General features: G+C 65.3%; 29 protein-coding genes. All 29 read right to left on the reverse strand.

Going from position 1 to position 23,790, the window contains the following annotated elements:
* Nucleotides 1–150: 150 nt before the first annotated feature.
* On the reverse strand, nt 151–438 hold the full coding sequence (locus MRY80_RS10940; RefSeq protein WP_293290965.1) for a hypothetical protein: 288 nt from the start codon (nt 436–438) through the stop codon (nt 151–153).
* Between the two features lie 49 nt (nt 439–487).
* Entirely contained in the window at nt 488–1,561 is a 1,074-nt protein-coding gene (locus MRY80_RS10945) for a glycine-rich domain-containing protein (protein WP_293290967.1), read from the reverse strand.
* A 12-nt stretch (nt 1,562–1,573) separates the two neighbouring features.
* On the reverse strand, nt 1,574–4,300 hold the full coding sequence (locus tag MRY80_RS10950; RefSeq protein ID WP_293290968.1) for a hypothetical protein: 2,727 nt from the start codon (nt 4,298–4,300) through the stop codon (nt 1,574–1,576).
* On the reverse strand, nt 4,293–4,778 hold the full coding sequence (locus MRY80_RS10955; protein WP_293290969.1) for a hypothetical protein: 486 nt from the start codon (nt 4,776–4,778) through the stop codon (nt 4,293–4,295). The genes MRY80_RS10950 and MRY80_RS10955 overlap by 8 nt, the downstream gene beginning before the upstream one ends.
* A complete protein-coding gene (locus MRY80_RS10960) occupies nt 4,775–5,293 on the reverse strand; it encodes a hypothetical protein (RefSeq protein WP_293290970.1) in 519 nt (172 codons plus the stop codon). Before MRY80_RS10960 ends, MRY80_RS10955 begins: the two co-directional genes overlap by 4 nt.
* A 1-nt stretch (nt 5,294) precedes the next feature.
* Nucleotides 5,295–5,672 (reverse strand): hypothetical protein, encoded by a 378-nt coding sequence (locus MRY80_RS10965; protein ID WP_293290971.1) that lies wholly within the window; start codon nt 5,670–5,672, stop codon nt 5,295–5,297.
* The gene (locus tag MRY80_RS10970) at nt 5,669–7,741 is read right to left on the reverse strand and encodes a hypothetical protein (protein WP_293290973.1); all 2,073 of its coding nucleotides are present in this window, start codon (nt 7,739–7,741) and stop codon (nt 5,669–5,671) included. The genes MRY80_RS10965 and MRY80_RS10970 overlap by 4 nt, the downstream gene beginning before the upstream one ends.
* Complete coding sequence (locus MRY80_RS10975; protein WP_293290975.1) at nt 7,738–8,037, reverse strand: DUF1799 domain-containing protein; 300 nt, start codon at nt 8,035–8,037, stop codon at nt 7,738–7,740. Before MRY80_RS10975 ends, MRY80_RS10970 begins: the two co-directional genes overlap by 4 nt.
* Nucleotides 8,038–8,102: 65 nt before the next feature.
* A complete protein-coding gene (locus MRY80_RS10980) occupies nt 8,103–8,456 on the reverse strand; it encodes a hypothetical protein (RefSeq protein ID WP_293290977.1) in 354 nt (117 codons plus the stop codon).
* Nucleotides 8,457–8,466: 10 nt separating this feature from the next.
* Nucleotides 8,467–9,396 carry a phage tail tube protein gene (locus MRY80_RS10985; protein WP_293290978.1) on the reverse strand — a complete coding sequence of 310 codons (930 nt, stop codon included), beginning with the start codon at nt 9,394–9,396 and terminating at the stop codon, nt 8,467–8,469.
* 2 nt (nt 9,397–9,398) lie between these two features.
* Nucleotides 9,399–9,581, reverse strand: coding sequence for a hypothetical protein (locus MRY80_RS10990; protein WP_293290979.1), 183 nt, complete (start codon nt 9,579–9,581; stop codon nt 9,399–9,401).
* Nucleotides 9,578–10,009: a hypothetical protein gene (locus MRY80_RS10995; protein ID WP_293290980.1), complete on the reverse strand. Its 432-nt coding sequence runs from the start codon at nt 10,007–10,009 to the stop codon at nt 9,578–9,580. The genes MRY80_RS10990 and MRY80_RS10995 overlap by 4 nt, the downstream gene beginning before the upstream one ends.
* Nucleotides 10,006–10,593, reverse strand: a complete 588-nt coding sequence (locus MRY80_RS11000) for a phage virion morphogenesis protein (protein ID WP_293290981.1) — start codon at nt 10,591–10,593, stop codon at nt 10,006–10,008. Before MRY80_RS11000 ends, MRY80_RS10995 begins: the two co-directional genes overlap by 4 nt.
* Entirely contained in the window at nt 10,593–11,027 is a 435-nt protein-coding gene (locus MRY80_RS11005) for a DUF1320 domain-containing protein (protein WP_293290982.1), read from the reverse strand. The genes MRY80_RS11000 and MRY80_RS11005 overlap by 1 nt, the downstream gene beginning before the upstream one ends.
* Before the next feature lie 244 nt (nt 11,028–11,271).
* Nucleotides 11,272–11,760, reverse strand: coding sequence for an HI1506-related protein (locus MRY80_RS11010; protein WP_293290984.1), 489 nt, complete (start codon nt 11,758–11,760; stop codon nt 11,272–11,274).
* 108 nt (nt 11,761–11,868) lie between these two features.
* On the reverse strand, nt 11,869–12,762 hold the full coding sequence (locus tag MRY80_RS11015; RefSeq protein WP_293290985.1) for a Mu-like prophage major head subunit gpT family protein: 894 nt from the start codon (nt 12,760–12,762) through the stop codon (nt 11,869–11,871).
* A 12-nt stretch (nt 12,763–12,774) separates the two neighbouring features.
* The gene (locus MRY80_RS11020) at nt 12,775–13,641 is read right to left on the reverse strand and encodes a hypothetical protein (protein WP_293290986.1); all 867 of its coding nucleotides are present in this window, start codon (nt 13,639–13,641) and stop codon (nt 12,775–12,777) included.
* On the reverse strand, nt 13,638–14,741 hold the full coding sequence (locus MRY80_RS11025) for a phage protease (protein ID WP_293290987.1): 1,104 nt from the start codon (nt 14,739–14,741) through the stop codon (nt 13,638–13,640). Before MRY80_RS11025 ends, MRY80_RS11020 begins: the two co-directional genes overlap by 4 nt.
* A gap of 217 nt (nt 14,742–14,958) precedes the next feature.
* Nucleotides 14,959–16,314, reverse strand: coding sequence for a hypothetical protein (locus MRY80_RS11030; RefSeq protein ID WP_293290989.1), 1,356 nt, complete (start codon nt 16,312–16,314; stop codon nt 14,959–14,961).
* 56 nt (nt 16,315–16,370) lie between these two features.
* A complete protein-coding gene (locus MRY80_RS11035) occupies nt 16,371–17,141 on the reverse strand; it encodes a phage minor head protein (protein WP_293290990.1) in 771 nt (256 codons plus the stop codon).
* Nucleotides 17,141–18,724 (reverse strand): DUF935 domain-containing protein, encoded by a 1,584-nt coding sequence (locus tag MRY80_RS11040; RefSeq protein ID WP_293290991.1) that lies wholly within the window; start codon nt 18,722–18,724, stop codon nt 17,141–17,143. The genes MRY80_RS11035 and MRY80_RS11040 overlap by 1 nt, the downstream gene beginning before the upstream one ends.
* Complete coding sequence (locus MRY80_RS11045; RefSeq protein ID WP_293290993.1) at nt 18,724–20,175, reverse strand: terminase family protein; 1,452 nt, start codon at nt 20,173–20,175, stop codon at nt 18,724–18,726. Before MRY80_RS11045 ends, MRY80_RS11040 begins: the two co-directional genes overlap by 1 nt.
* The gene (locus MRY80_RS11050) at nt 20,175–20,738 is read right to left on the reverse strand and encodes a phage protein Gp27 family protein (RefSeq protein ID WP_293290994.1); all 564 of its coding nucleotides are present in this window, start codon (nt 20,736–20,738) and stop codon (nt 20,175–20,177) included. The genes MRY80_RS11045 and MRY80_RS11050 overlap by 1 nt, the downstream gene beginning before the upstream one ends.
* Nucleotide 20,739: 1 nt before the next feature.
* Nucleotides 20,740–21,057, reverse strand: coding sequence for a hypothetical protein (locus MRY80_RS11055; RefSeq protein ID WP_293290995.1), 318 nt, complete (start codon nt 21,055–21,057; stop codon nt 20,740–20,742).
* Entirely contained in the window at nt 21,054–21,500 is a 447-nt protein-coding gene (locus MRY80_RS11060; RefSeq protein ID WP_293290997.1) for a DUF2730 family protein, read from the reverse strand. Before MRY80_RS11060 ends, MRY80_RS11055 begins: the two co-directional genes overlap by 4 nt.
* Nucleotides 21,497–21,799, reverse strand: a complete 303-nt coding sequence (locus MRY80_RS11065; RefSeq protein WP_293290999.1) for a hypothetical protein — start codon at nt 21,797–21,799, stop codon at nt 21,497–21,499. The genes MRY80_RS11060 and MRY80_RS11065 overlap by 4 nt, the downstream gene beginning before the upstream one ends.
* A 1-nt stretch (nt 21,800) precedes the next feature.
* Complete coding sequence (locus tag MRY80_RS11070) at nt 21,801–22,241, reverse strand: peptidoglycan-binding domain-containing protein (RefSeq protein ID WP_293291000.1); 441 nt, start codon at nt 22,239–22,241, stop codon at nt 21,801–21,803.
* A gap of 2 nt (nt 22,242–22,243) precedes the next feature.
* The gene (locus tag MRY80_RS11075) at nt 22,244–22,798 is read right to left on the reverse strand and encodes a hypothetical protein (protein WP_293291002.1); all 555 of its coding nucleotides are present in this window, start codon (nt 22,796–22,798) and stop codon (nt 22,244–22,246) included.
* Nucleotides 22,798–23,781 carry a peptidoglycan-binding protein gene (locus MRY80_RS11080; RefSeq protein ID WP_293291004.1) on the reverse strand — a complete coding sequence of 328 codons (984 nt, stop codon included), beginning with the start codon at nt 23,779–23,781 and terminating at the stop codon, nt 22,798–22,800. The genes MRY80_RS11075 and MRY80_RS11080 overlap by 1 nt, the downstream gene beginning before the upstream one ends.
* Nucleotides 23,782–23,790: the final 9 nt, after the last annotated feature.

A 23,790-nucleotide genomic window follows, 5' to 3' on the forward strand; every position in this document is an offset into this window, starting at 1 on the left:
CGGCAACATCCTGGAAAAGCTGACCCGACTTGATCGGGAACCAGGCGCCATTGTCGCCTGGCCCGAATAGTCTGGCTGGCGTCCACCCACCGCCCGCACCAAGGGGGGGACCAAGCCTCATGCCTGCGTCCATGCCAATCGCGCCGAGCCTCATTTCTTCGACCATGCGACAGTGACAGGTCCGCCGATCGCGCGGCCATAGATCATGTCGCCTTCTTCCATGTCGCTGACAGCGTAGGAAAAAGCGGGCGATCCGTAGACCAGCTGATGGCCTATGCCGCTCTCGGACGCCTCCGGTTTCGACGTGCGCGGCACGACTTCGCATTCGCCGCCGCCATCGCCATCGCCGACATTTTGCACGATGGCGTCGCCTGGACCGCTTACGATTAGGCGCCACTCGTCGGTGACCAGCGCCACCCGGTTTCCGTCCACTCCCATTTCTCTTCCTTTCCTGGACTCTCGTATCTGCCGACCTGGTCGGGGATGCTCACCCGATCACATAGACTCTGATTTCGCCGCGACCGCCGGAGGCGTTTGCGCCGCCGCCGCCGCCGCGCGGTGAACCCGCGGCGCCACTCGCGCCGCCATCGCCGCCATGGATGGAGATGCCGGGCGTGCCGCCGACACCGTCATTGACGCCGGCCCCGCCGCCGCCGCCATAGATCGCACGTCCGCCGTCACGGGTTGAATTGTAGCCGCCTGCACCGCCGCCGCCGCCGGCCCAGGGTGTGGACGCGTCGATCCCGTTATTAGTGCCGGGATCCCCTCCGGCGCCTCCGCCAAATGCTCCGCCTGTTCCGACGGTATTGAAGTTTCCGTTGCCGCCCTGTTCGAATTCGCCGGCGCCGCCGCCGCCGGCATTGACGGATTCACCTGCGCCGCCGCCGCCGCCACCGCCATAGGCGATAAGGTAATTGGTCCCGTCGTCGTCGATGCTGGAATTGCCGCCGACACTGTCCTGGGCGCCGCCGGCGCCGACACTCACCGAAAGCGTCAAGGGCAGGTCACCCAGCGTGATGAACCTGGTGTTGTAGCCGCCGCCACCACCGCCGCCGCCGTCATTGTCCGACCCGCCGCCGCCGCCGCCGGCCCAGCCCTCCATGATCACGAGCGCCGTATCCGGTCGGCCCGACGGCTTGGACCAGGTGCCGTCAGCGGTGAACACCTGATAGTCGGGCCCGGAACCGTTGGCGTCGGCGCCGCCGGTCAAGCGCAGGCTCGTGCCGTCGAACTGCACGGTGTGCAGGCGGCCTGCGACGATCTCGCCGCCGGTCAGCGGATCGCCGTCCTTGTCGACCACGGCCGTTCCGTTCAGCGTCGTCGCACCGTCATTCTCGGCAGCGGCGATGAAGCTCAATTGCATACCGGCAACGAGGCTGCCGGTCAGCGCCGGCGTCAGTGTGCCGGTGATCGCGTTGGCCGTGCCGTCGATGTCGGTCAGCAGGATATGGGCGCGGTCCCAAAGGCCGGTCAGTTCCGCCTGGACCTCGTCCATGAAGTCGTCGCCTTCGACCGGGTCGGGCGTCAGGCTGTTTGGGATCAGGCGATCGAGCGTGGTCATGGTCGTTCTTCCTCAGGCAAACAGGACGGGCGCTTCCGCCAGCGCGGAAATGCGGGCCTGCCAGTTCTTCTGCCAGGTGATGTCGGTTGCGATCAGGCGGCGCTCCTCGCGGCCGGTCGAGCCGACCCAGACGAGATTACCGCGGCGCACGGCGCGCACGGTCTGGCCGCCTTCCTCATATTCGGGCAGCGCCGCAGGCATGGTCAGCGTCAGCGTGCCCGTTTGGCCGGTCGCGTTGGAGACGGGATGGACCGAGAAATTGCCGTCCGAGCGGCGAATGCGAAGGCTGGATTTCAGGCCGACGGTGTGCATGTCGGTGACGGCGTGCATGTCGGCCGCCTCGTGCATGTCGTCCTCGTTGTAGATGCGCACCAGCGAGTCGAGCGAGACGGAGGTCATCAGGTCTTCCTCCTCCACCGTCTCGATCGTGATCGCCCGCACGCGCGCTGAATCATGGGTTCTGTTGAGCACCGGGTGATTGACGGCGATCAGGTCGCCGCGCCGGCAGCGGATCGTCTCGGCAAAGGCGTTGAAGGTGTAGGTCGCCGCGCGCTCTTCCAACTGCCGCAGGTCGTGTCGGGCGCGCTCGCGCACATCCGCCGCGCGCACCAGGCCGACATAGGTCATGGTCTCGATCAGCGGCTTGGCGACGCCTTCTCGTCCGTCCCGCCAGACCTCGATCTCGCGCTGCCGGCCTTCCGTGTCGGTGAACGCGCAGCGCAGCATGTCCGGCAGCCGTTCGAAGCTCCTGGACATCTTCAGCGACCAGGAATTGTGCATGTTGAAGACCTGGGCGGGATCCTCGGCCGAGCGGTCATAGTCGCGCATCACGCCCCAGATCTCGCTTGCCAGAGGCCGGGCGAATGCGCAGCCGGCGATGTTGGCCAGCACTTCGGCGACGAGCGCGCCTTCGACGATCATGTCGCAGCGCCGGTCCTCGGTCACATTGGCCGCGCGCCAGGCGGCGACGCCCGTCATGTCGAACAGTTCCGCCGGCAGCGGCAGCGAGGCGAGCGGCCCGCGCAGCACGTTGTGATAGTGGTCGGCCGGCAGGGCGCTCTCGCCGAAATCGGCGAAGGCCGTGCCGTCCCAGCGATCGACGATCGAGGAGGCCCGGACCTTGAAGGAGGAGACGGAGCGGCCGAAGAACCTCGCCGCGATCAACGTCATGTCGGAAACCGGTGTGCCGCTATTGACCGGATGGGAATTGACCACGCTGCAGCAGCGGGTCAGGTAGCAGCCGTCCGACAGGCCGTCGCGCGTGCGAGCCACCTCGAAGACGCCGCCCGTCTCGACGTAATGGAAGAAGTCGATGACGTAGCCGTTATATTCGTAGTCGGCGCGCGAGAAGTCGCTGACGTCGTAGCAAGCGCCGCGCTTGATCTCGATCTGCCAGCGGCCCTCGGCAAAGACGGCCGGATCGAGCGTCAGCGTCGCCTCGGTGCCGGAGACCGTCACGCGAACCACGTTCGAAGAGCCTTCGACGCCCGAATAAAGGGCGTTCGAACCGGCGCCGTCGATGAAGGACGAATGCGCCGTCCAGCCGCTGGTCACCGGATTGGGCGCCTCCTGGCCGGGCGCTGCCGCATAGACAGCGCGCCAGCCGCGATTGGAGGGCATCGAGGGCACGGTCTCCGGGACGTCGCCGCGAAGAAGCTTGATGGTCGGGCGGATCTCGCGGACCTCCGAGCCCGCGAAATGCAGCTCCGGCAGGTGGATCCAGTCGTCGGCGTCGTCCTGGCGCATCCGAATGCGGAACGGCACCGCCTGGATCTGGCCTTCCGCGCTCGGCTTGGCCAGGCCGCCGGGCAGGGTCAGGTGCAGCCAGCATTCGTCCCATTCGCCGGCCGTGCCCATTCCCAGCCAGGTCGGCAGGCTCGCATCCGGGTTGGTCTGGTTTTCCAGCTCCTCCGGATCGTCGGGATCGGTCTTGTGCGGCGCGATCTCGGTGTTGACCAGGCTGGTGGCGCCGTAGCGCTCGATCAGCGTGATCGGCAGGTCGCCGGGCTGGCCCTCGCGGATCTGCAGCGTCACGTCGTCGGCCTCAGCGACGGAGGATTCGCCGGCGCGCGGCATGGAGATCGCGTAGGTGCCGGCGAGCGCCATCACCACCTCGACGACTTCCTCCTCGCCGACCCGCTCGGTCAGCGGCTGGGTGACGAAGGGCGGATAGATGTCGCGCTCGCCGATCACGGCCGGCACGGGCACGCCGCGGCCGATGACGTTGCCGGCAACGGAGGCGGGCCCGGACAGCGTGTCGGTCGACGAATTCTGCGCCGTGGCGACCGGCGGCGCGGTGAGGGCGTTGTTGAGCAGGCTGCCGGCGATGGTGATGCCGCCGGCGAGATGCCGCGCTGTCAGCGATCCGGCAGTCAGGAACGAGAACGGTCCGGCCGCCGCCAGCGCGGCGCCGGCCGTCAGCGCCGACGCCACGGCGATCACCAGCCCGAGCACGGCGTTCTTGCCGGCGTTGCCGCTGCGGCCGGGCGCGTAGTGAAGGGTGAGTTTCTGGCCGGCCTTGATGGCGGTGCCGGACCAGTAGCGCCGCGCCAGCACATGCTCTTCGCCATCGCGGCCGGCGAGCACGATCTCCCCGCGCCTGTCGAAATCCTTCGGCAGTGCCGGGCCGAAGCCCGCGACCATCGCGGCGATCGTCGTGCCGGCCGGCCATTCGCGCATCTCGGCGGCGTCCATGGAAAATGGCGGCCGCCAGATGGCGGTGAACATCCCGTCAGCCATCGGTCCGGCCCTCCAGCGCGACGTGACGATGAAACCCGACGACGCGCGGTGCGATCCGGGGATCGGCGAGATCGGCGAGATGGCTGCCGACACCGCGCTCGCAGTGCAGAAGCCTGCCCGGACCGGCGACGATGCCGCAATGCCAGGCGCGCGCGCCGGGTCTGGGGATCTCGATCATCTCCGCCATGTCGAATGCGCGCGGCGTTTCGTCAGCGCGGAGCCGGCGCCAGCGGCCGCTCTTCGCCTCGTCCTTCATCGCGCGGGCGATCGCGATCGTCTCGGCCGAGGAGATCAGGTCGTATTTCGGGAGCGTGATGTCGGCCGCGCGCAGGAAGACGAGCCAGCACAGGCCGTAGCAATGACAGCCGTCGAAGCTGAAGCCCTTGTCGGCGAACGGAATGCCGACGAAGCCGCGGATCACCGCCGGCAGGGGCGGCCTCTGAGGCGCAGGGGCCGGATTGAAACGGGCAGGGGTCATTCGAGATACACCCCCGGAAACAGCGCCTCGGTCACCCACAGGGCAGGCCAGATCTCGGAGCGCACGTCGAGGCCGCGCAGCATGCCGCTGACGTCGGCCGGACCGACCTCGACATCGATCAGGTCGAGATAGAGCGCCTGGTAGGCGGTCTCGACGGTCTCGCCTTCCAGCACCGTGCGAGGATTCGCGGTCAGGTCGAAATAGCCCGAAGAGATCACCCAGAAGGAGACCTGGACGGCGCCCTTCAGGTGCTCGAGTTGCATCGTCTTCGACCGGTCGACATTCGGAAAGCTGAACCGTGTCTCCGGCGGCCGTTCCGAATCCGTCAGCAGGGCGATCTCGAACCAGGACTTGTGCCAGGTCTCGCCGTCCCAGACATAATCGACGCCGTCGGTCACGAGACGGACCGCTTGCGCGACATCCTCGTGGGTCAATTCCACGAAGAAGGCGAGCGCGTTGTCGGCGCAGTAATCCTCCAGCGACTGCCGCGTGACGAGCGGGATCGAACGCGCCATCTCAGCTCCCCTCCGGCGGGATCAGGGCGCGCAGCGTGAAGCTGGCGATCCAGTTGTCGCCGCCCTTGGGCCGGGCGCGGTAGGGTTTCGGCTTGTCGATGAACCAGAGCATGACCGTACCGCGGGTGCGCGGATGCGGCCCGTCGAAGGGCAGGACGCCGCCGGCGAGATCGCTGAAGACGAAGCTCTTCAGGATGGTCAGCTGCGCTCCCGTCAGCCAGAGGCCGCAGGCAAGCTCTTCCATGTCGACCGTGCCGAGGCGGATGCCGATCGGCGGGCCCGCATCCGGCTCGGCGCTGGCACGCGGCAGGTAAGGGGCCTCCTCGTGGCCGTCACGCAGGACATATTGCGGCAGGCCCACTGGCCAGGTCGCGGTCATCGCGCCGTCCCCCGTACCTTTGCACCGCGATAGCGACCGCCGAAGGAACTGTCGAAGCGGCCGTCCGCGATCGCCGCATCCACCTTGTTCAGGACGAGCGTGAACATGACGTCGCCGTCGGCATCCGTCTCCTGACGCTGCTCGATGGCGACGCCGGCATTGTCGTGGACGTCGAAGGAGACGTTGAGCGGCCTCATGCCGGGCGCCGCCATGGCTGCGCCGCTCGCGCCATAGGAGGCGCTGGCGATGCCTCCCGTCACCATGCCGCCGTCGGCATGGCCCGGATTGCGGCCGGCATTGATTGCCTCCAGCATCGGCCGAAAGCGGGCGGCCGGTCCGGCGCGAACGACGAACTCCTTCTCGTGCACATAGCCGGCCACGCGAGAGGGATCGGAGCCTCCGGTCCATCCGCCGGTGTCGAAACGCAGGCCTGCCCATGGGTCGGTCGATCCACTCCCGCCGAAGAGCGAGCTGATGATCCCGCCGGCGCCGCCGGCTGTTCCGGTGATGCCGCCGCTGACGATCACGGTCGCGGCCTGGACGTTCATCGTGCCGGTGACCTGCGAGATCGCCGAGGCGATGCCTTCGCCGGACGGTTTGTTGCGGCCGAGCAGCGTGCTGAAGAACCCGCCCAGCCCGTTGACGTCGGACATGGTGCCGAGGTTTTCCCCATAGAGCGCGTTCTTCAGCGGATTGACGACGTTGAGCTGACCGAGCGACTCGAAGATCTCGTCGGTGAAGTCGGCGAGCAGGCCGGTGACGTCCCCGGTCTTCAGTCGGGCCCAGATGGAATCGATCATCGAAAGGCCGGCATCCTTCACCGTGCCATAGGCGTCGGCCTGGCGACGCAACTCGACCGTCTGGTCTGCCAGGGCGACCGCCTGTTCGCGCATGGCATTGGCCAGCGCCCCGTCCACCGCGATCTTGCTTCGCTTGATCGCCAGTTCTGTCTCCAGCAGCGCATTGGCCCGTTCGCGCTGCACCGCCGTCGCGCCGATCAGCTCGGCTTCGAGGCGCAGCTGAGCGAGCTCTTCGGCCTGCGACCGGCGATAGCCTTGAAGGTAGCGTTCGGCTGATGTCGTTTTGTGCTTGTCGACCTTGCCGGAGCCGATGTCGTTGAATGTGGTCTTGAGCGCCTTTTCGAGCAGCTCGGCCGACACCTCGGTCAATTCGAGCTCGGCGCGCAACTGCTTGATCCGGTCGCTTGCGGGCGACGCGTCGATATTGGTCAGAAGCGCTTCGACCGTGGACGCCGCATCCGGGTCGCGGACGAAGGGCACCGACCCTATGCGAGGATCGGCGAAGCCACGCGCTCTTGGCGAGATGTCCGACGTGTCGACGATCTCCTGCAACTGCTTGCGCAGAGACCGCTGTTCTTCGGCCACGGCGATCCGCTGGGTCTCCACCAGGGCCTGCTGCCGCTTCAACTCCAGTTCGAGCAGCGACTTCTTTGCCTCGAATTCGCGCTCGGTTGCCGCCACGATGCCGGAGCTGGCGATTAGTTGCGCATTGGCAGTGTCCTCAATGGCGTCGCGATAGGCTTTCTGCACACGCGCCAGATCGGCCATCATGCCCTGGACGGCGGAAAACGAGCTCGCATCCGCTGCCAGTCGACGCACTTCGGCGCTCGCCTCGCTGGTGTTCCTTGAGAACAGGAGCCAGGCCGCAGCTCCCGCACCGATGACGCCGGCGAGCGGCAGAAGCGACCGAACGAAGCCGGTAGCCATCTTCGCGGCCTCGCGGAAACCGCGCGCCGCGCCACCCTCGTTGGGTCCGTAGATCTGCGCGATCTGCGCGCCCTGCATGGCGACGTTCTGCAGGAAGTAGACCGGCGACTGGAAGGCCAGCGGGAAGGACTGACCGATGTCGATCATCTGGAACTGCACATTGCGAAGCTGGGCGGCTGCCTGGCGCGAGACGCGTGTCTGCTGCTGCAGGGCGGCGTCCATCGCAGCGCCGGCGGACTTGGCGGCGCCGGCGACATCCTGCAGCGCGTCTTCCGTCGCCTGGGCGCCGCGGACCGCGCTGCTCGGGTCGAATTCCGCGCGCATGCCGAGGACGAACGTCATGGCGCGTCACTCTGGTTGAGGGAGGGCAGGGCGGCCTCTTCCATGCGTTTCAGGTGAGAGGCGACCCGGCGAAACCGGCGACGGCCGAGCCGCGCTTCTGCCGCCGCATAGTCGAGGCCCGACCAGATGACGCCGCCGGGTCCGGCCGTGATCCGCCACTGCGTCTCCAGCGCGAGGAAGGCTCTGACGATGGGCCAGTTCTCGGCCATTACAGTGAAACACTCCGTGGTGTCGTCTTCCGAGACCGCGACCTGCACGCCGAGGCTCGCGAATTGCGCCTGCGTCCCGGTGTTCACCGTGACTGGCCGCGTCGGGTCGGACAGGCCGCGCGACGCATGTGCCCATGCGGCGGCGACCTCGGTCAGTTTTTTTCCGCAGCTCCCCCGCGCGCCGCATCGATCATCGCCCGGTAGACACCGGTCTGGAACGGCGTGAAGCGCTGGGCGCGAGCCAGGGCGTCGTCGCTGAAGGGGATCTCCACCCCGTCCGGCGCAATGACATCGCTCCATCCGACAAGGCCCTCGCGAATGAGCTCGGAAAGCTCGTCGGACGCCTGCCTGCCGGCATTCTCCATCACGGTCAGGCGTTCGATCGGGATCAGCTTGAAACGCCCCGTGAAGCTCTGCTCCACGGTCTCGCCGGGCTTGTCCGGATTGGGCATGCGAACCTTGACGGGCCAGGAGAAGGTGTATGTGTCGGCAAGAACGAATTTCATGGATTTGACCTCACTTCACGGTGATCGAGTAGTCGTCGTCGCCGCTGTCCGGCGTCATCATCAGCGGGATCGACAGGTTGGCGATGCCTTGCGTTGCGCCCTGTGTCGGCCGGCCGAGCTGCACCTTGGGCGCGCCGAACTGGACGATGTTGCCGGCGGTCTTGCCGTGTACGAGCTGCATGGCGGCGCGCGTTTCCGCCTGGGCGGCTGCGAACCAGTTCTTCACTGCCAGCAGCGGGTTTTCGATCACCGTCGTTCCCGTCATCTTGCGGTCGGTGATCTCGATCGATTCCCCGCCCACCAGGTGGCGTGGCTCGACGGTGTTGCCGAGCGCGATGGTGATGCTCTCCGCTTTCGGTGAAACGCCATGCAGCGTGTAGGTCGGCGTGTTCGTGTCGGAGACGGGCAGGGGCTTAATGAAGGCCGAGACGTCCACCGTCGGCAACGCCGTGTCGGCGATCGTGCCGACCAGGCCCTTGAAGCTGAAGCGGAAGCGCGGGATCTGCTTCGGCACGAACGACATCGAAACGTCGCCGCGGGCGCCGAGGAGGATGTGGTTCACGCCGTCCAGATTGAAATACATCGCCAGCGACTCCTCGTCGCTGGAGATCGGATCGTAAACGACGGACGTCCCTGCATTGACCGTCTCGGCCATGCCGCATCCGCGCAGCAGCGGTCCGTAGGCCGGCACGTCGCCGGCAGCGCCAGCGCCGGCGATCTCGACGGAAAAGTCGAACTGGACGTAGTCGCCGACAAGGCTCTCGCCCTGGTGGCCGAGATAGGGCAGCAGCAGGTCGCGCGAGACCTGCTCGCCGGCCAGCGGCGTGAACTGCGCGTCACTTAACAGGAGGGCGTTGGCCCCGCCGGTCGGCGTCGAATCCGTGCCATAGGTCGTTTCGATCTTGGCGAGGGCCGCCAGCGTCTTTTCCTTGCGCGCCATGGTCAGCTACCCTTCTTCTTCGTCGATTTCTGATCGGCCGTTTGGTCGGACGCGACGTCGGCGCTCGCCGGCGGTTCGACGATCCGGCCGCGTGCGATCTCCGCCTCCTGCTTCGTGGCCGGGCGCGGCTTTGCCTGCTCGCTTTCGCGGATGAAACGGCCGGGCTTGCGGGGCTTGTAGGTCATTGGCTGGCTTCCTCCAGATAGGCGGCGACGCCGAAACGCTCTTCCCACCAGACCGCGCCGCCGCGTGCTTTGACGAGCTGGCCGGACACATGCTCCATCGGTTCGTCGGCGCCCTCGGGCTCGAACCCGAGCAGCCGCGAACGAACCCAGTCGACCACGCCCTCCATGTCGTCGCTAGCGTCGCCCATGGTTCGGCTGGTTGCATTGTCGGTGATGATGACGATCGCGATGTCGCGCTCGAGACGCTGCAGGATCGGACCGGTGGCACGGGTGTTCGGGCCGCTGGCGTCCTCGGCCAGGAAGACGAAGCCGGCGGGCGTGGCGTTCGGGCGATCGTCGACCGCGGCGAGATCGGAAACGCGATCGACGATCGCGAAAGGCGTTTCGCCGCCCTTCAGCCGCTCGACGATGTCGGAGAACATGCTCATTTGTCGCCGCCCTCCGACGCCGCCTCGAAATAGCGCTCCGCGGCGGCCAGGATGTCGGCCCGGTCCTGGTCGGAGAAACCGAGATAGGGCCGGGCGGGAATGGTGATCGTGTGCGCCTTCACGGTCGCCTCGACCTCGCGAACGCGCTTGTGCGCGGCACGTGCGAAGCGGACATTCCCCTTCACCTTGCGCAGTCGCACCGTCTGGCTGCGTGCCGGCATGTTGATGGTGGCGCCCTCCTGGTGGACGGCCGCGAACGGGTGATTGGTGCCGACCTCGGCGCGCGTGGCGTCGCTTTCGCCGGTGATCGAGCGATAGAGGCCGCCCGTCACGCGCAGGATGTTTTCATAGCCGCGGCGGCGCGACGACCGGCCGAGGCGCTTGGCGGCGGTGCGCGGCGACAGTCTCTGCCAGGCGGTGCCGTCCGGGGCGGTTTGCGTTTCGAAACGCGCCTGGACGCCGGCCAGCATGATGCCCTCGATCGTCTGCATCAGCGGCGCGGTGTTGAGGCCGGCGGCGGCGACGCGGGCGATCGCGGCATTGACCGCGGCGTCCTCGATGACGATGTCGGCGGTCCGGGCCATCAGAAGCCCTTCATGCTGTCACGGGTGAAGACGCGGTCGGGTGCCTCGACGCGCACCTCGCTGTCGCCTGCCTGGGAGGCGGCGATGCCGTCGGCTTCCAGCTGGACCATCCCCTTGGACAGTTCCTTCAGCCAGGCGATCGCGGCGTCATGGGCGCGGGAGACCGGGTCGTCCTTGTCGACGACGCGGCGGCCATGCAGATAGAAGCGCGCGATCTCGCAAGTGATGCGGGTCAGGATCGGCGGCGGAGAGGCGATCGGCAGCGAATAGAGCTTGCCGACATAGGAATCGACCAGATCCTCGGCGTCCGCCAGGCACTTGGAGACCGTGGTCTCGTCGATCGTCGTCGCCGGCCGGTTCACCTTGTCGGTGAGCTGCTGCAACTCCGTTTCGCCGAAGCGGTCGATCAGATCCTGTTGTAACGCGTAGGCCATGCGGTCCTCGATTGGAAAGCTGCCGGGCAACCCTCCCGGCTGGCTGCGCGGCCGAGGACGTCCTCGGCTTTACGATCGGCGGGGCGGCGCAGCTTCCCCTGGCATGCGTGCGGGCGGCGGGCAGAACCCCTACGGTCGGACCGTCCTCAAAGAGTGCAGGGGGCCTTGCGAGCCGTACCTGACCGCCCTCTCTGGGTATTCGTTCATCCCGCCAGCGGCTTGCCCCTCGCTGACAGGACAGGGACTAGAGGTCCTCGACGACGAGGTTCGGCTCGCCTTTCAGAACCTTGATCTGCTCGGTCGAAAACGTGCCTGCCGGATACTCGGTTGCGTCCTTCGGGTGGGCGACGCCGGCGCGACGAAAACCGTCGATCTTCGAGCGGATCCGCACGCCGCCCTTCATGTCGGTGGTTGCTGCAGGCGGGGTCTCGACCGGCTCCGGGGCACTCGCGCCGGCCCTGGCTTCCTCGACGATCCGAGCCGCCGCCGCTTTCGCATCGGCGATCACGGTTTCCGCCTCGGCCTTCACCTTCACGATCAAATCCGCCGCTGCGGCACTGCTCTCTTCGGCGACCTTCGTCGCATCCTCGAGCGCCTTGTCGGCTTTCGCCTTCGCGTCGGCCGTGATCTGCGCAGCCTCTTCCTTCGCATCCGCGATCAGCTTGTCGGCGGCGGCCTTCGCATCCGTTCCGACAGCTTCGTCATCCTTCTTTGAGGCAGGGGCTTTCGCCATGGTGTCATCCTTCCTTCGAGGGTCTGGAAAAGCCGGTTCAAAGAGCCTTCGAGCCAGCTTCTGCAGACCCTCCGGCGCGATGCCGGAGGAAATGTCATGCGAGTTCGATCAGGCCAGCCAGGGTGAGACGAGCAGCTCGGCGGTGCCCCTGTAGACGTTGGTCGCGCCGGCGTCGTCGCGTTCCGCGTTGAGGATCTCGAGGCCTTCGCCTTCGAGATCGGGCGGCACGACGAGGAGGTTCGGACGGACATTGAGCGGGCGGCCATAATCGCCCTTGAAGCCCATCATCGCCTCGCGGGCGGCCTTGTAGTTCGCCTTGTTGAGCGGCTGCTTGGAGCCCCAGGCGAACTGCCACAGGCCGAAGCCAACATTGCCGCGGCCGTCCCAGCCATATTCGAAGGTCTTGTTGCGGAAGACGTTCTCGTCATTCGGGTTGTCGAGCGCGACGAACTGGCCGCGCTTGCGAACCTGCCAGATGATCGGCTTGATCGCCTTCGACGCGTCGAGCAGGAACCACGGCGTTCCAGCACCGCCATCGGTGTTGGCGACGGACGTCGTGGTGTTCTCGTCGACGATGACCGGATGGTCGGTGTCGAAGAAATACTGGCCGTCATAGCAGGCCGTCGAGAAGCCGAGCTTCAGCAGCGCCCAGACCAGTTCATCAGGCCAGGCGGCGACCGAGTCGCCGAACTCCTGGAAGATCGGCGTGTAGATGCCGAGCGTATCGTCCTCGATATGGTTGCGGTCGACGCCGATCGTCAGCTCGTAATCCTTGTTCCTGATCGAGTAGTCGTGCTCCATCAGGTTCTGGACGGCGCGGGGGCCGAGCCATTCGCGCACGCTCGGGATCTTTCCGAGCCAGCCATATTCCTCCTTGCCAGTGGTCGACGGAACTTCCATGGCGACGCGCGGCCACATCGGCTTCGCCTGGTCGAGACGGCCCTGGAACGTCGTCTTGAAGCCGACGCGCAGCGCTTCCAGGTTGGGTCGGTTGATGAGCATGAAGGCCTCCTATCAGGCGAAGGTGATGGCGTCGGACGCGACGAGCTTGCCGTCGGGCATGACGAGGATGAGGTACCAGGTGTCCGCGCCGGACTCGCCGATATCGATGTCGATATCGCCGTCGGCCTCGGAGACGAGCTGGAAGCACTTGTCGGCGACGACCGGAATCAACACGCCGTCCGCGCCGATCGCGACATTGCCGTCGGGCGCCGCGGCGGCGATCGAGTCGCCGTTCGCGTCGTCGGAGAGATAGGCGAGCACGGATCCGCGCACCGCGAGATCGTCGCCGGCCGAGTCCTTCAGCTGGATGGCGACATTGATCGCGTTACCGGCCTCGGCGCCAACGACGATGGCGGGCGCGCCCATCTTCTCGTAGACGCCGAGATTGGAGCGGGCGGTTCCCTTGCTGCCGACGTCGGAGAAGTTGTTCCCCGCCAGCAGAGCGCCGCCCGGCGAATTCATGATGCCGACGCCCATCTCAACCCAGACGCCGCTGGCATCGACCTGCATGACGCGCCCGGCGATCGAACGCGTGCCCGTCCCGTCCGTCTTCGCAACGGTCTGGTCGTCGACGATGTAGCAATTGTCGCCGATCTCGGCCTTGGTGATCTCGTCGGTCGAGGACGAATTGGCGAAGCGGAAAACGCCGGACTTCACATCGACGTTCAGCGCGCCGTTGGCGCCATCGGAATTGTCGACAGTCGCCTCGAAGCGGCCGACGCAGACGAGGCCGGTGGCGGTCGCGCCAGGCTTGCACCAGCCGGACGCGTCGAGCACGGCAATTCCGCCGGCGAACGCGACCGCCGCGGCAAGCAGCGGGAAGGAATAGATGGCGCCGGTGGCCTCCGGCGTGTTGCGGCCCTTGGTCAGAGCGGTCATGCGCGCGCCTCCTCGCGTTCAGCCTTCAGGGTTTCGGCGTAGGTCTTCAGGTCGAGACCGAGCATGGTTGCGACCTCCTTTTCGGCCGCGTTGAGCGACACCTCGCCGTCCTTCCTTTCCGAGGGCGGCTCGATCGTCGCGCCGGACGGGCCGAGGATCGGGAAGGAGTTGATCTCCTTTTCGACGGCCTCCGCATCCTTGGCGTGGCGTGCGATGTAGTGGTCGCGCAGAGGTTTCACGCCGACGCGGCCGGCCTTGATCGCGCCATCGACGAAGGCGGTCGCCTTGTCGGTCGCCTGGGCCGACTGCAGTGAGGTCAACTGCTCGGTGACGGTCTTCAGCTCCGCCTGCAGCGCGGTGACGACAGTGGAGCCGGCCTCGCCGGGCTTCGCATCGGCAAGCCTCTGGACGCCGGCCAGGACCGTTGCCGCGTCCGAGCCTGCGTCGATCCCTGCCGCCTTGGCGATCGGATCGAGCGCCGACTGCAGCGACGTGGAGGCTTCGCCCTCGGCTGCGTGTAGCGCGGTGACGCGTTCGATGGCCGTTTCCGCCTTCGTCTCGGCGGGCAGGCCCAGCGCAGCGAGCAGCTGCGCGAGCAGTTCGTTCATGTCTTGCTCCTGGTGAAGTGCGGTCAGGCCGCGAAGATTGGGCTTGTTGACGAGCGAGGCGCGCAGGATGGCGAGAACCGTCCCGTCTTTCGCGTGCACGATGACCGGCGAGATGTTCCGGTAGGCGTGCTCCGACAGCAGCGCGCGGCCGGTCGGCGTCCACTCGACCTTGGCCCAGATGCCGTCGGCACGCGCCGCCATCTCCTTGATCCAGCCGCGGGCAGGCGCCGGATCGCCGCGAGGCAGGGCGAGGTCGGTGGCATGGTTCTCGTCGATCACGCCCGCGCCGTTCATCGCCTCCAGGCTCGCCTCGACGAGCTTCTGCGCATTTTCGACCCGGTACGGGCCGCGGCCGTCAGCGCCCGAGAACTCGCCGGCCGGCAGAATGTGGATCCATTCCGGCACGTCGTCGTTCTGGGCGGCGGGCAGCGGCATGGCTGCGCAGAGCGCCGTCAAAGGGGTGTTGCGTTGCGAATGAAGCGCGGTCATCATGGCGCTGACACTGGCCCGACCACCGTCGGCGAAATATCCACAACGCTGTGTGGATGAGCGCCCTCAAGGCCAGAAACTGCTCGGGGACGCGAATTGCGCCCGACGCTTCCAGATCAGGATCAAATTCGAATGACTTTTGAAGCCGCTGGGCGCGATTCTTGAGGTTCGGTGATATCAGGGTTCATCCGCGCCTATTGAAGCTCCTGTGGAGCGACGCTTACTCGATGTCTGTTAGTGCCGGCGGTGGGGGGAGCGGACCGTCTCTTACATCAATCTGAGTTTGAGTTGGTCTGTAGAACGACAGAGTGGGATTACCATCAGCAATCTGCGATGCAATATCGCACATTTGGTCATGACTAACATGCACCCTCCGTTTGATGGATTGCATCTTGCCACCTAGCAATGTGAATTGGAGCCAAGGATTGGATGGGAAGTCGAAACCAAAACCTGAAACAAGCGAAAAATCAGGATCACTTACCTCAATCTGCTTGCCGAGGTAGCGCGGCGGAACTGGGAACGGGGAATTTGTGAGGAAGGATCCATTCGAACGTTCCACCGTTTGTCCGGGCGTTAGCAGGGCAGTGGAGTCAATGAGTTCCACTGAGCATTCTTCGCAACTTATGTCGAACAAGCTCCCACGGGCAGAAATGGATTGATAGGCTGGAGGTTCGAAACCACGAATTATTGCATTGTCGAGTATCAGATCCGTCCCATCTGGGAATTTGCCAATCTGGAGGAGAGCTGCGGCAGCTCCCATGACAACGCCAGCATGGGAGTCGTCCAGCAGGATCGTCAGTGCGCTTGTGATTGATTCGGACAAGAGCTCCGAATGAGTCAGATCAACGATTGCTCCAATTCTAGACTCGTTTGGCATGCGTATCAGCTCGGTTCCTAGGTCGAAGTGGAGGCTGCAGTCTCCATCCTGCCAAATCGGATCTCCGAGAACTAAGTCGTAATACTCCACACCAATGCGAGCTTCCTCTGATCCGCTGCGCAATTCTTCTCGAAGACGCGAGACCAGGGACAGGGAAGAAAGTGCATTCTGAGTGTCCAAACGTTCATTTTGCCCTGCCAGCAACTCGGTCTGGCTACCGAGCTTCTCATTCTGGTCACCTAACAATTCAATCTGTTTGCCGAGCTTTTCGTTCTGTTCGAACAGGAGGACCGTTCCGGTGAAGCCGGCGAATGCCACCAGAAATGCAATGCAGGTACCGATGACCCATCGATAGAAAGATGACCATCCGTACCAGGCGAGGCCCCCGGCAACGGCCTGGGAGGCGTGGTGTGTTGCTTGCGTTCGATCTCCAGCTAGCGTGGCAGAAATGGCCTCAAAGCCGCTTTTCGTGACATCTTCGATTGCCGATCTTGGCGTTCCGATCAGTCGTTGGAGAATGCGATCGCGAAACAGCAGCATCACCACCAGCAGGATGACGAGGAACGCAGTGACCCCGAACGCAGCTGCCGCAAGATCGCGTGCGAGACCTTTCTGCGCGGCCCATACGCCCACTGCCACAGGCAGTGAAATCAGGAACGCAACAAAGAAACCGATCCAGAAATGAACGTGCTTCTGCATGGTTTCATTAAAATAGACTTTGAACAGGCGGGCAATGCACGATCATCATAGGGATCTCATCGGACAGTTCTTGTTTCCAGTCGCCGTTTGGTTTCTTGGTGGCCTGACTTACCCGGATTGTAGTCCCAGCCCGGATCGATCCCGTCGGGGATGCGGCGCACCTCGCCGGTGCGCCTGTTGGTCCAGTCGCGATAGGTGATTTCCGGCGGCTCGAAGCGAAGCGGCACGCCCCGCGCAACGAGGCGGTCGATGTCGGTCTGGTTGAAGTTCTGCAGCGTGCAGCGGCAGTTCCATCCGTTCGGCGGGGCGAAGACGTCCCAGAACGGATGATCGAAGGGCAGGACAAGATTGTGGAGTGCGGCGTGGCTCTGCCGGGTCCGTTCGTCCAGGATCGCCACATAGCGCAGGAAGGGGCGCTCGGCCTTCATCCGTTCGAAGCGCGACCAGTGGCCGGCGGCATGCGAGACGCGCATGTTGACGCCGAAGATCGTTTCCAGGCGACGCGGCGAGCCGAGCTGTATGACGCGCGTCTCGCCCGTCTGCGGTTCGGTGACCGTTTCTTTGCCCCACCATCCCCTGGCGCGCAGCACCGGTTCCAGATCGGCGGCGAACTCGCGGAACGTCCGGCCATCCTCAAGTGATGCGAGCAGCGTCGCCCAGATGTCGTCGAGAATGTCGTATCCGGCCGATTTCGCGACAGTGAACATCGCGGCGTGTTCCTCGGCATAGACGTCTTGCCAGGCGAAACTCGCATCGAGCGTCATGCCGCGAGCGCGAAGGGCTGCGATCGCCTCGCGCGGCGGCAATGGCCGGAACCGCGCCACCATCAGGCGAGATCCTCGTCGGCCTCGCCAGAAAGCCGCGCCTGGAATGTGAGCTGCGCCAGAAGGTCGGTGAAATCCGACAGGTTCATCGTCTCGCGGCGCCGATCGAGAATGGCGCGCACCTCTTCAACGCTTTCCGCCTCGGCGATCTCCTCGGCGAGCCCGCGCACGACCGGCGGAGTCATCGCCTCCCATTCGTCGCCCGCAACGTCGCGCGCAGCGATCGAGATGGCGTCGCCTTCGTTCAGCCGCTCGGCCTGCAGGGCTTCGTGCGCCTCATGTCCATTGAGTGCTCCCGCGTCAGGCGGGTTGCCGTTCGAGGGATGAGGTGACGAAGGCGGCGGCACAGGCGACCCAAGCAACTCCTCTTCGGGATCGGGATCGGGAACGCCGATCTTGTCGCGCATGGTCGCCATGCCGACTTTCAGTCCCAGCGGCACGAGCGTGGCGACATTGTTGACCAGGCTCTCGATGTCGACCTCGTCGGGCCGGCCGATATTCACGTCGGGATAGTTCTTCTGCGGACCGTAATTAAGGTCGATCAGCGGCCGCACCAGGTCGCGTTTGATCGTGGTGCGCAGCTGCCGCGCGTCGGCGTCCTCGATGTCGCCGCGCACCTGGTCGTGCACCTTTCCCACCGCATGGCCGCCTGCGATCGCGTCCGTCGTCGCGGTTTGGCCCAGCACCAGTTTCGAGATCTGCCTGTCGAGCCAGTCGGCGCGCCTCTCGAACAGCTCGTGACTGCCGGAGATCTGCGCCTGCACGAACTCGATCGCCATGGATTCGGGCACGACGGCAGCGAAGTCGGAACCGATGCTGGCGACGGCGCGCATCAGCGTTTCCTTGTCCTTCTCGGTCGCGCCGGGATGGAACTTGCCGAGCCGCAGCGGCTGGCCATAGGCTTCGCAGAAGATCGCCCAATCCTTCAGCGTGAAGGACTTGAAGAAGAAGCTCCACGCCGCGCCGCGTGCCAGCCCACCGCGGATCGGAAGGCCCGACTTCATCTTCGCCTGGTGCCAGATCCACTGGAACGGGTTCAGCCGCTCCTCTCCGCCGATCGCGCGCAGCAGCGGCGTCACGCCGTCATCGTTGGAGAACCGGAAATTGCGCGGATCCTTCCATTCCAGCCGGCTGATCCGCCAATCGCCCTCTGACGTGTCCCAGATGATCTCGGTGCCGGAGAAGCCTTTACCGGTCGCGTCGAGGATGTCGATGACCTCTTCCTCGAAGCCGTCGCGGGTCAGCATCTCGCGCACCAGGTCGGCCTGCTCGACCGAGCGGGCATCGTCGCAGGCCGCTTCGACGGTGACCTCAAGGCTGGCCACCTGCCGTTTGCGGATCCCGAGCACGCCGGCATAGTGCTCGTTACGCTCCTCCATGTCCTCGGCGAGCGCCAAGTAGTTCTCTGGATCGCTCTCGATCGAGTCGCGCAGGATGTTGGCGAGACGAACCGGCGTCAGGCCCGAAGCCGGATGCAGCGCGTTCGGCCGGCGCACCGCAAGCGTTTCCGACCGCGCCTGCTCGGTCTTCAGCTTGGTGACCTCGATCGGTCGCCCATAGGCGTCGAGAAGCTGGGGCTTGGCCATCAGAACAGTCCTCGATTGTTGCGCATGCTGGCCAGGCGAAACCCGCCCGCGTCATTGCGGCCGTCATCGTCAAAGCGGCGTTCGTCGAACCTGGTGCGGGCGGGCCTGACGGGCACGTAGTCATATTCCGCTCCAGGACCGGACGCCGCGTTGATCGCCAGCGCCAGCGCCCAGAAGTGGTCGGCATGGCCGTCCGCCGTGCGTTCGGCCGTGAAGCGGATATTGCCCGCGGCGGTCACCTGCTTGGTCACGGACCGCAGATCGGCCCGGATCGGATTGGAGTAGGGAATGCGCAGTTTCCGGTCTTCCATCTTCGCGCGAACCGGATAGGCGAGAGCCTCCTTGACGCGCGCGGAGAATGTCACCGCCTCGACCGCGTGTTCGCCGAACTCGTCCTGCGCGTCGTCTGCCCAGCCGATACCGAGGCCGGTTGCGTCCCAGTCACTTCGGATGCACCGCCGGATCCAGGGCCACAAGATTGCCTCCTGGTCGGATTTGCGCATGTTGCGCATGGTTTCGACATGTCGCGTGTAAAGGACGTCGCCGAGTTCCTCGAGCACCCAGAGAACGGTCAGATCGTGCTTGCGACCGATATCGATGCCGGCAAAGAGCTTGCGGCCCTCGACCTGCTGCCAATCGACTTGAGAGGGGTATTCGGCCGCAGCGATCAGGTCGTATTCGAGGAAAGCCGAATTGTCGTCGGCAGGCTGGCACATGTACTCCTGGAGAAAGCTTTCCTCGTCGGCCGTGCCGCTCTTCACCCAGTCGAAATAATCCGCCTCGCTCATCTCCTGGCGTTCGTCGTCGTCAGGCAACGATTGTTGCAGCTTCCAGAGGAAGCCATCGTTCAACGCATCCTCGAGCGTCACGCGATGCAGGCTGAGCTTCTTCGGGTTGCCGCTCTCGCGTGCTTCGCGGACGAGCTGGTTGAAGAAGTTCTGGGATCCGCGATGCGTCGAGATCACTTCCATCGATCCGCCCCAGGTGATGCCGGGATAGGCGATCGACCAGAGCTTTCGCGGGTCAGGATGCAGGGCAAACTCGTCGAGGACGCGCCCGCCGCGCTTGCCGGCCTGGGCATCTGGATTGGAGCTCATGGAATGGATCCGGCGATCATTTGCGAAGCGGAGTACATAGGCGCTGTGCTTCTTTTCCGGGTCGATAACCTGTTCGCCAAGATCCTGCGCCGCGAGGTCCATGTTGCCGGCCCAGAGCTTGCAATCCTCAAGGAAGAGCCGCGCCTGGATATCGTCGCGTGACGACACCCACTGGTCATGGCGCGCCGATATCAGCGCGGTGCGCGAGACGGTGGCATAAGCCGTCGACCACGAAAGGCCGATCTGCCGGCCCTTTTCCATCAGTTTGAGGCGCGACTGGTCGGCGATCCACTTTGCCTGATAGGGCAGGAAGATCGTGTCCGGATTGGCGGGGATGATCCCGGCGCGGCCCATCAGATCGCACCCAGCCGGCGATTGATCTCGTCCAGCGTCTCCTGGCTGATGCCGGCGGTCTTGCGGACTACCTCGCCAACCTCGTCGACGGCCTTCTTCAGCTTGGCATCGGCCTGGGCCTCGGCCTTGTCGCGCAGCTCGACAGAGTGGCGCTGCGCCATGACGGTGTCCTTGTAGGCGCGCGCCAGCTCCATGGCGTTCTTCGAAGCCAGGCCGTCGCCGTCCAGCAGCTCGTCGATCAGCGTTTTCAGGAATTCGCCGAGCACGAGATCCGCCTTGCCGACCTCCTCGGGCGTCAACCGTTCGGCAATGCCGGCATAGATGTGCCGGCGCTCGTCGATCTGCATCGAGCGCTTGGCCAGCCGCATCGATCTCCGGTTGAAGGCCGATCGCGAAATCGGATCAATGCCCTTGACGGCGAGCCGGTCGTTCAGCTCGAAAAGGATGTCGGCCTGCGTGCGCTCACGCGTGTTGAGTTCGGCAATTGCCCAGATGACATCGTCGCGCGCTTCTTCAGGCAGCAAATCGAGACTGGAGAGCCGACCACGGCCTTTGCTCGCCATGTCATTCCTCGCCGGCCAGGGACGGTCGCGTGACACCTTCCAGCGCCACGAGGCGGTCGATGTGCTTCTTGCCGATTGCAGTCAGCGTCACGACTCTCACCGATCCAGCTTCCACCACTGAAACGGCGTCGAGATTAGCGAGATACTCGACCTGCTGATGCACCCAGGCGCGATCCTGGCGGACCCCGAAAACAGGCAGGACCGTATCCTGCAGCACGTTCGATGCGAGCGTGTCGTTGATCTGCTCGGCGAGCGCTCGCAGAATGATCAGACGTGCGTCCTCGCGGATCTTCTTGGCGTAATCGATACCGAGGCTCATGACTTCCTCGCCTGTTCGAGCAGGAATTCGCTGAGTCGCTGGCTCGTCGCGGCGATCGGCTTCAACCGCTCGTCGAGCGCCTCGAAGCGGCCGTTCATCTGCGCCAGGGCAAGTTCGACGCGATGCTGTGAATCCCGGTCCGGCAGATGCTTCAGCTCGTCCTCGACCGTCTGGATGCGCTTTCCTTGATCGGTGACGATCTCGTTCAAGGTCTCGACCGCATCTGCATTCTTTTTCGAAGGCGACGACAAGAACGCATAGAGCGTACCGCCGACCGAGATCACGACGGCGAACAGTCCGAACCACGGGCCGAGCAATTCGGGCAAACTCTTCGCCGGCGTCTCGGCAGGCTGGGCGAGGGCGGCCGAGGCGAGCGCCAGGATGCCGAGCGCGGAAATCGAGAGGGCGCAGATGAAGGCGCGCCTGGACGGTGTCAGGGTCAAGCCGGATCCTCCGGAATCAGTTCGATGAAGGCGGGGCCGTCAGGCAGCCGGGACGTGTCGCCGCTGGCGACCGGACAGGCCGCACCGTCCGGGTCGAGCCAGGTGAGCGTCCAGTTGCCCGCCGGCGCGACGAAGAGGATCACGCCGATCCCGTTGGCCGAGCGCCCGGAGAAGGTGAGCCGCTCGCCGAGTTTCCCGGCAAGGGTGCTTTGCAGCGAGTCGACCTCGTAGCACGCCGTTTGCGCGATCGCGGGAGCGGCGAAGATCAGCATCAGGAGGGCAAGGGCGCAGCGGACCATGTCAGTGCTCCGCCCGGTTGCAACGCACCAACTCGGTCAGCCGGTCGCGGGTCGCCTTGGTCGCGAAGCCATGCGGGACCATGCCGACCGCCTTCTGGAACTCCTCGACGGTGACGCGCGTCTGAATGTCATAGACACCGGTCCTGGCAATTCCGAAGCCGAGCGCATGGAGTTCCGCCTGCAGAGCCGTGACCTCGTCGCCTTCGTCGCCGGGCTTGAGCGCCCCGTGATCCGACGTCGGCGGGCGGCCGAGATGCGGCGTCGTGTCGGCCGTCTCGACCGTGCACGGCCAGTTCGGCAGGCCGGGCGCGCGAACCTCGACCTTGGCGATGCCTTCGGAAACGGAGAAGACCTCGCCCTCGCGAAGGCGCGGCTTGCCGAAGGCCGGCGTCACGACCACCGCGACACGATCGCCTGCGATCAGTTTCTCAATGTCCGCCATGGTCACGCTCCCTTCCGGGCGCGCAGGGCCTCGATCGCGCTCTTGCCGAGTTCCTTGACGGTGTGGCCGCCCATGTAGAGGGCCATGAACCAGGAGGTGAGCGTCAGCAGCACCGCGAAGTCGACAGGCTCGATCGGCGACGGGCCGAGGTAGCGATTGGCGACCGGCACGATGATGATCCGCCAGATCCAGAAGACGGCGAGCAGATACATCCAGCCATAGCGCCAGAAGGCCTTCAGCCCGCCTTCCTGCGTTTCCGCCTGCAACAGTGCGAACTGTCCATCCAGCCCGCGCTGCCAGAGCGCGATCAGCTCGGGCATGTCGGCCTCGGTGGCGAGCACCGCCTCCTCGACCTGGCCCGGCTCTCTTTCTGACAGCGTTGGCAGGTCGATCGGCTCGACGCCCGCCTTGCGCGCCACGGTGTCGATGACGTTGCCGGCGAGATCGCCGGCGATCTGCCCTGCGCCTGCACCGAGGCTCCGCTCGACGACGGACTTGACCATGCCGGCGCCGACCTTGGCGGCAGCGGTGGCGATGACGGCTCTTATCGCGCTCATCAGCGTTTCCCTTTCCGTTTGAAGAGGCTTCGAGCGGCGATCGAGAGCTCGTCGCGGTAGCGCCAGGCGAGCCAAGTCCCGCCGATGATCAACACGGCGAAGCCGCCCCAGATCAGCAGGTCGGGCACGCCGGTGACGTCGGTCTGCGACACAGCCTCGGCGCCGCCGGCAGCTGTGGGGGCGCCGCCGGTCGCGACCGTCGCCTTCGTCTTCCTTTTCAGGTCGATGACGCGCTGCAGCTGGTCGAGCGTGGCCCGACCGAGAATGCCGTCATTGGTGAGCTGGGGGTGCTCCTGCTGGAATGTCAGCACGGCCTGCCGCACGGCGTCGGGATCGGTCAGGATCGGCCGGTCGAAATAGCCAAGCTGCTTCAGCCAGGTCAGGCCCTGCTCGTGGTCCTCCGGCAGCAGCCGCCATTCCGGCAGCGCATCCTTGATCTCCTGGACGGTCTCGACATGCTCGATCGTCTTCAGCCAGACCGGCCAGATATTGAGCTCGAGGATATCGGCGCCTTCCTTGCGACGACGCACGAGGCCGGGCAGCTTGCGGCCCTTCGAGGTTTGCGCCGTCACGCGATAGCGTTTCGCGGACTCGGCGACGTCTCCGGCCAGCAGCTTCGCGAACCATGACCACTTGAGCGCGCCAGGTCCGCAATTGTAGCTCATGTCCGTCGCGGCCGAGACGGCGTGCCCGGAGACTTTCGCGTTCGAGGCCGCGATGGCGGCGAGCACCGGAGGCAGATACTCGCTCTCGAGAATGCGCTTCAGGAGTTCGAGCGCTTCGGCCTCGGTAATCGTGTCGCCCGGCTGCATTTTGCGGCCGCGGGACTTCAGGAACCATTCCTGGAAGATGCGGCTCGACCAGGTGAAACCAAAGCCGATCGTCGGCGTCCCTGTCGGGTCGCGGTACCAGCGAAGCACCTTGCCCTCGTGGCCGCCGGTGAACGGCACCAGTCTCGGATCGTATTGTTTCGCGATGTCCATCGGGTCGGC

This window comes from Oricola sp. (assembly GCF_022763245.1).
Taxonomy (GTDB): domain Bacteria; phylum Pseudomonadota; class Alphaproteobacteria; order Rhizobiales; family Rhizobiaceae; genus Oricola.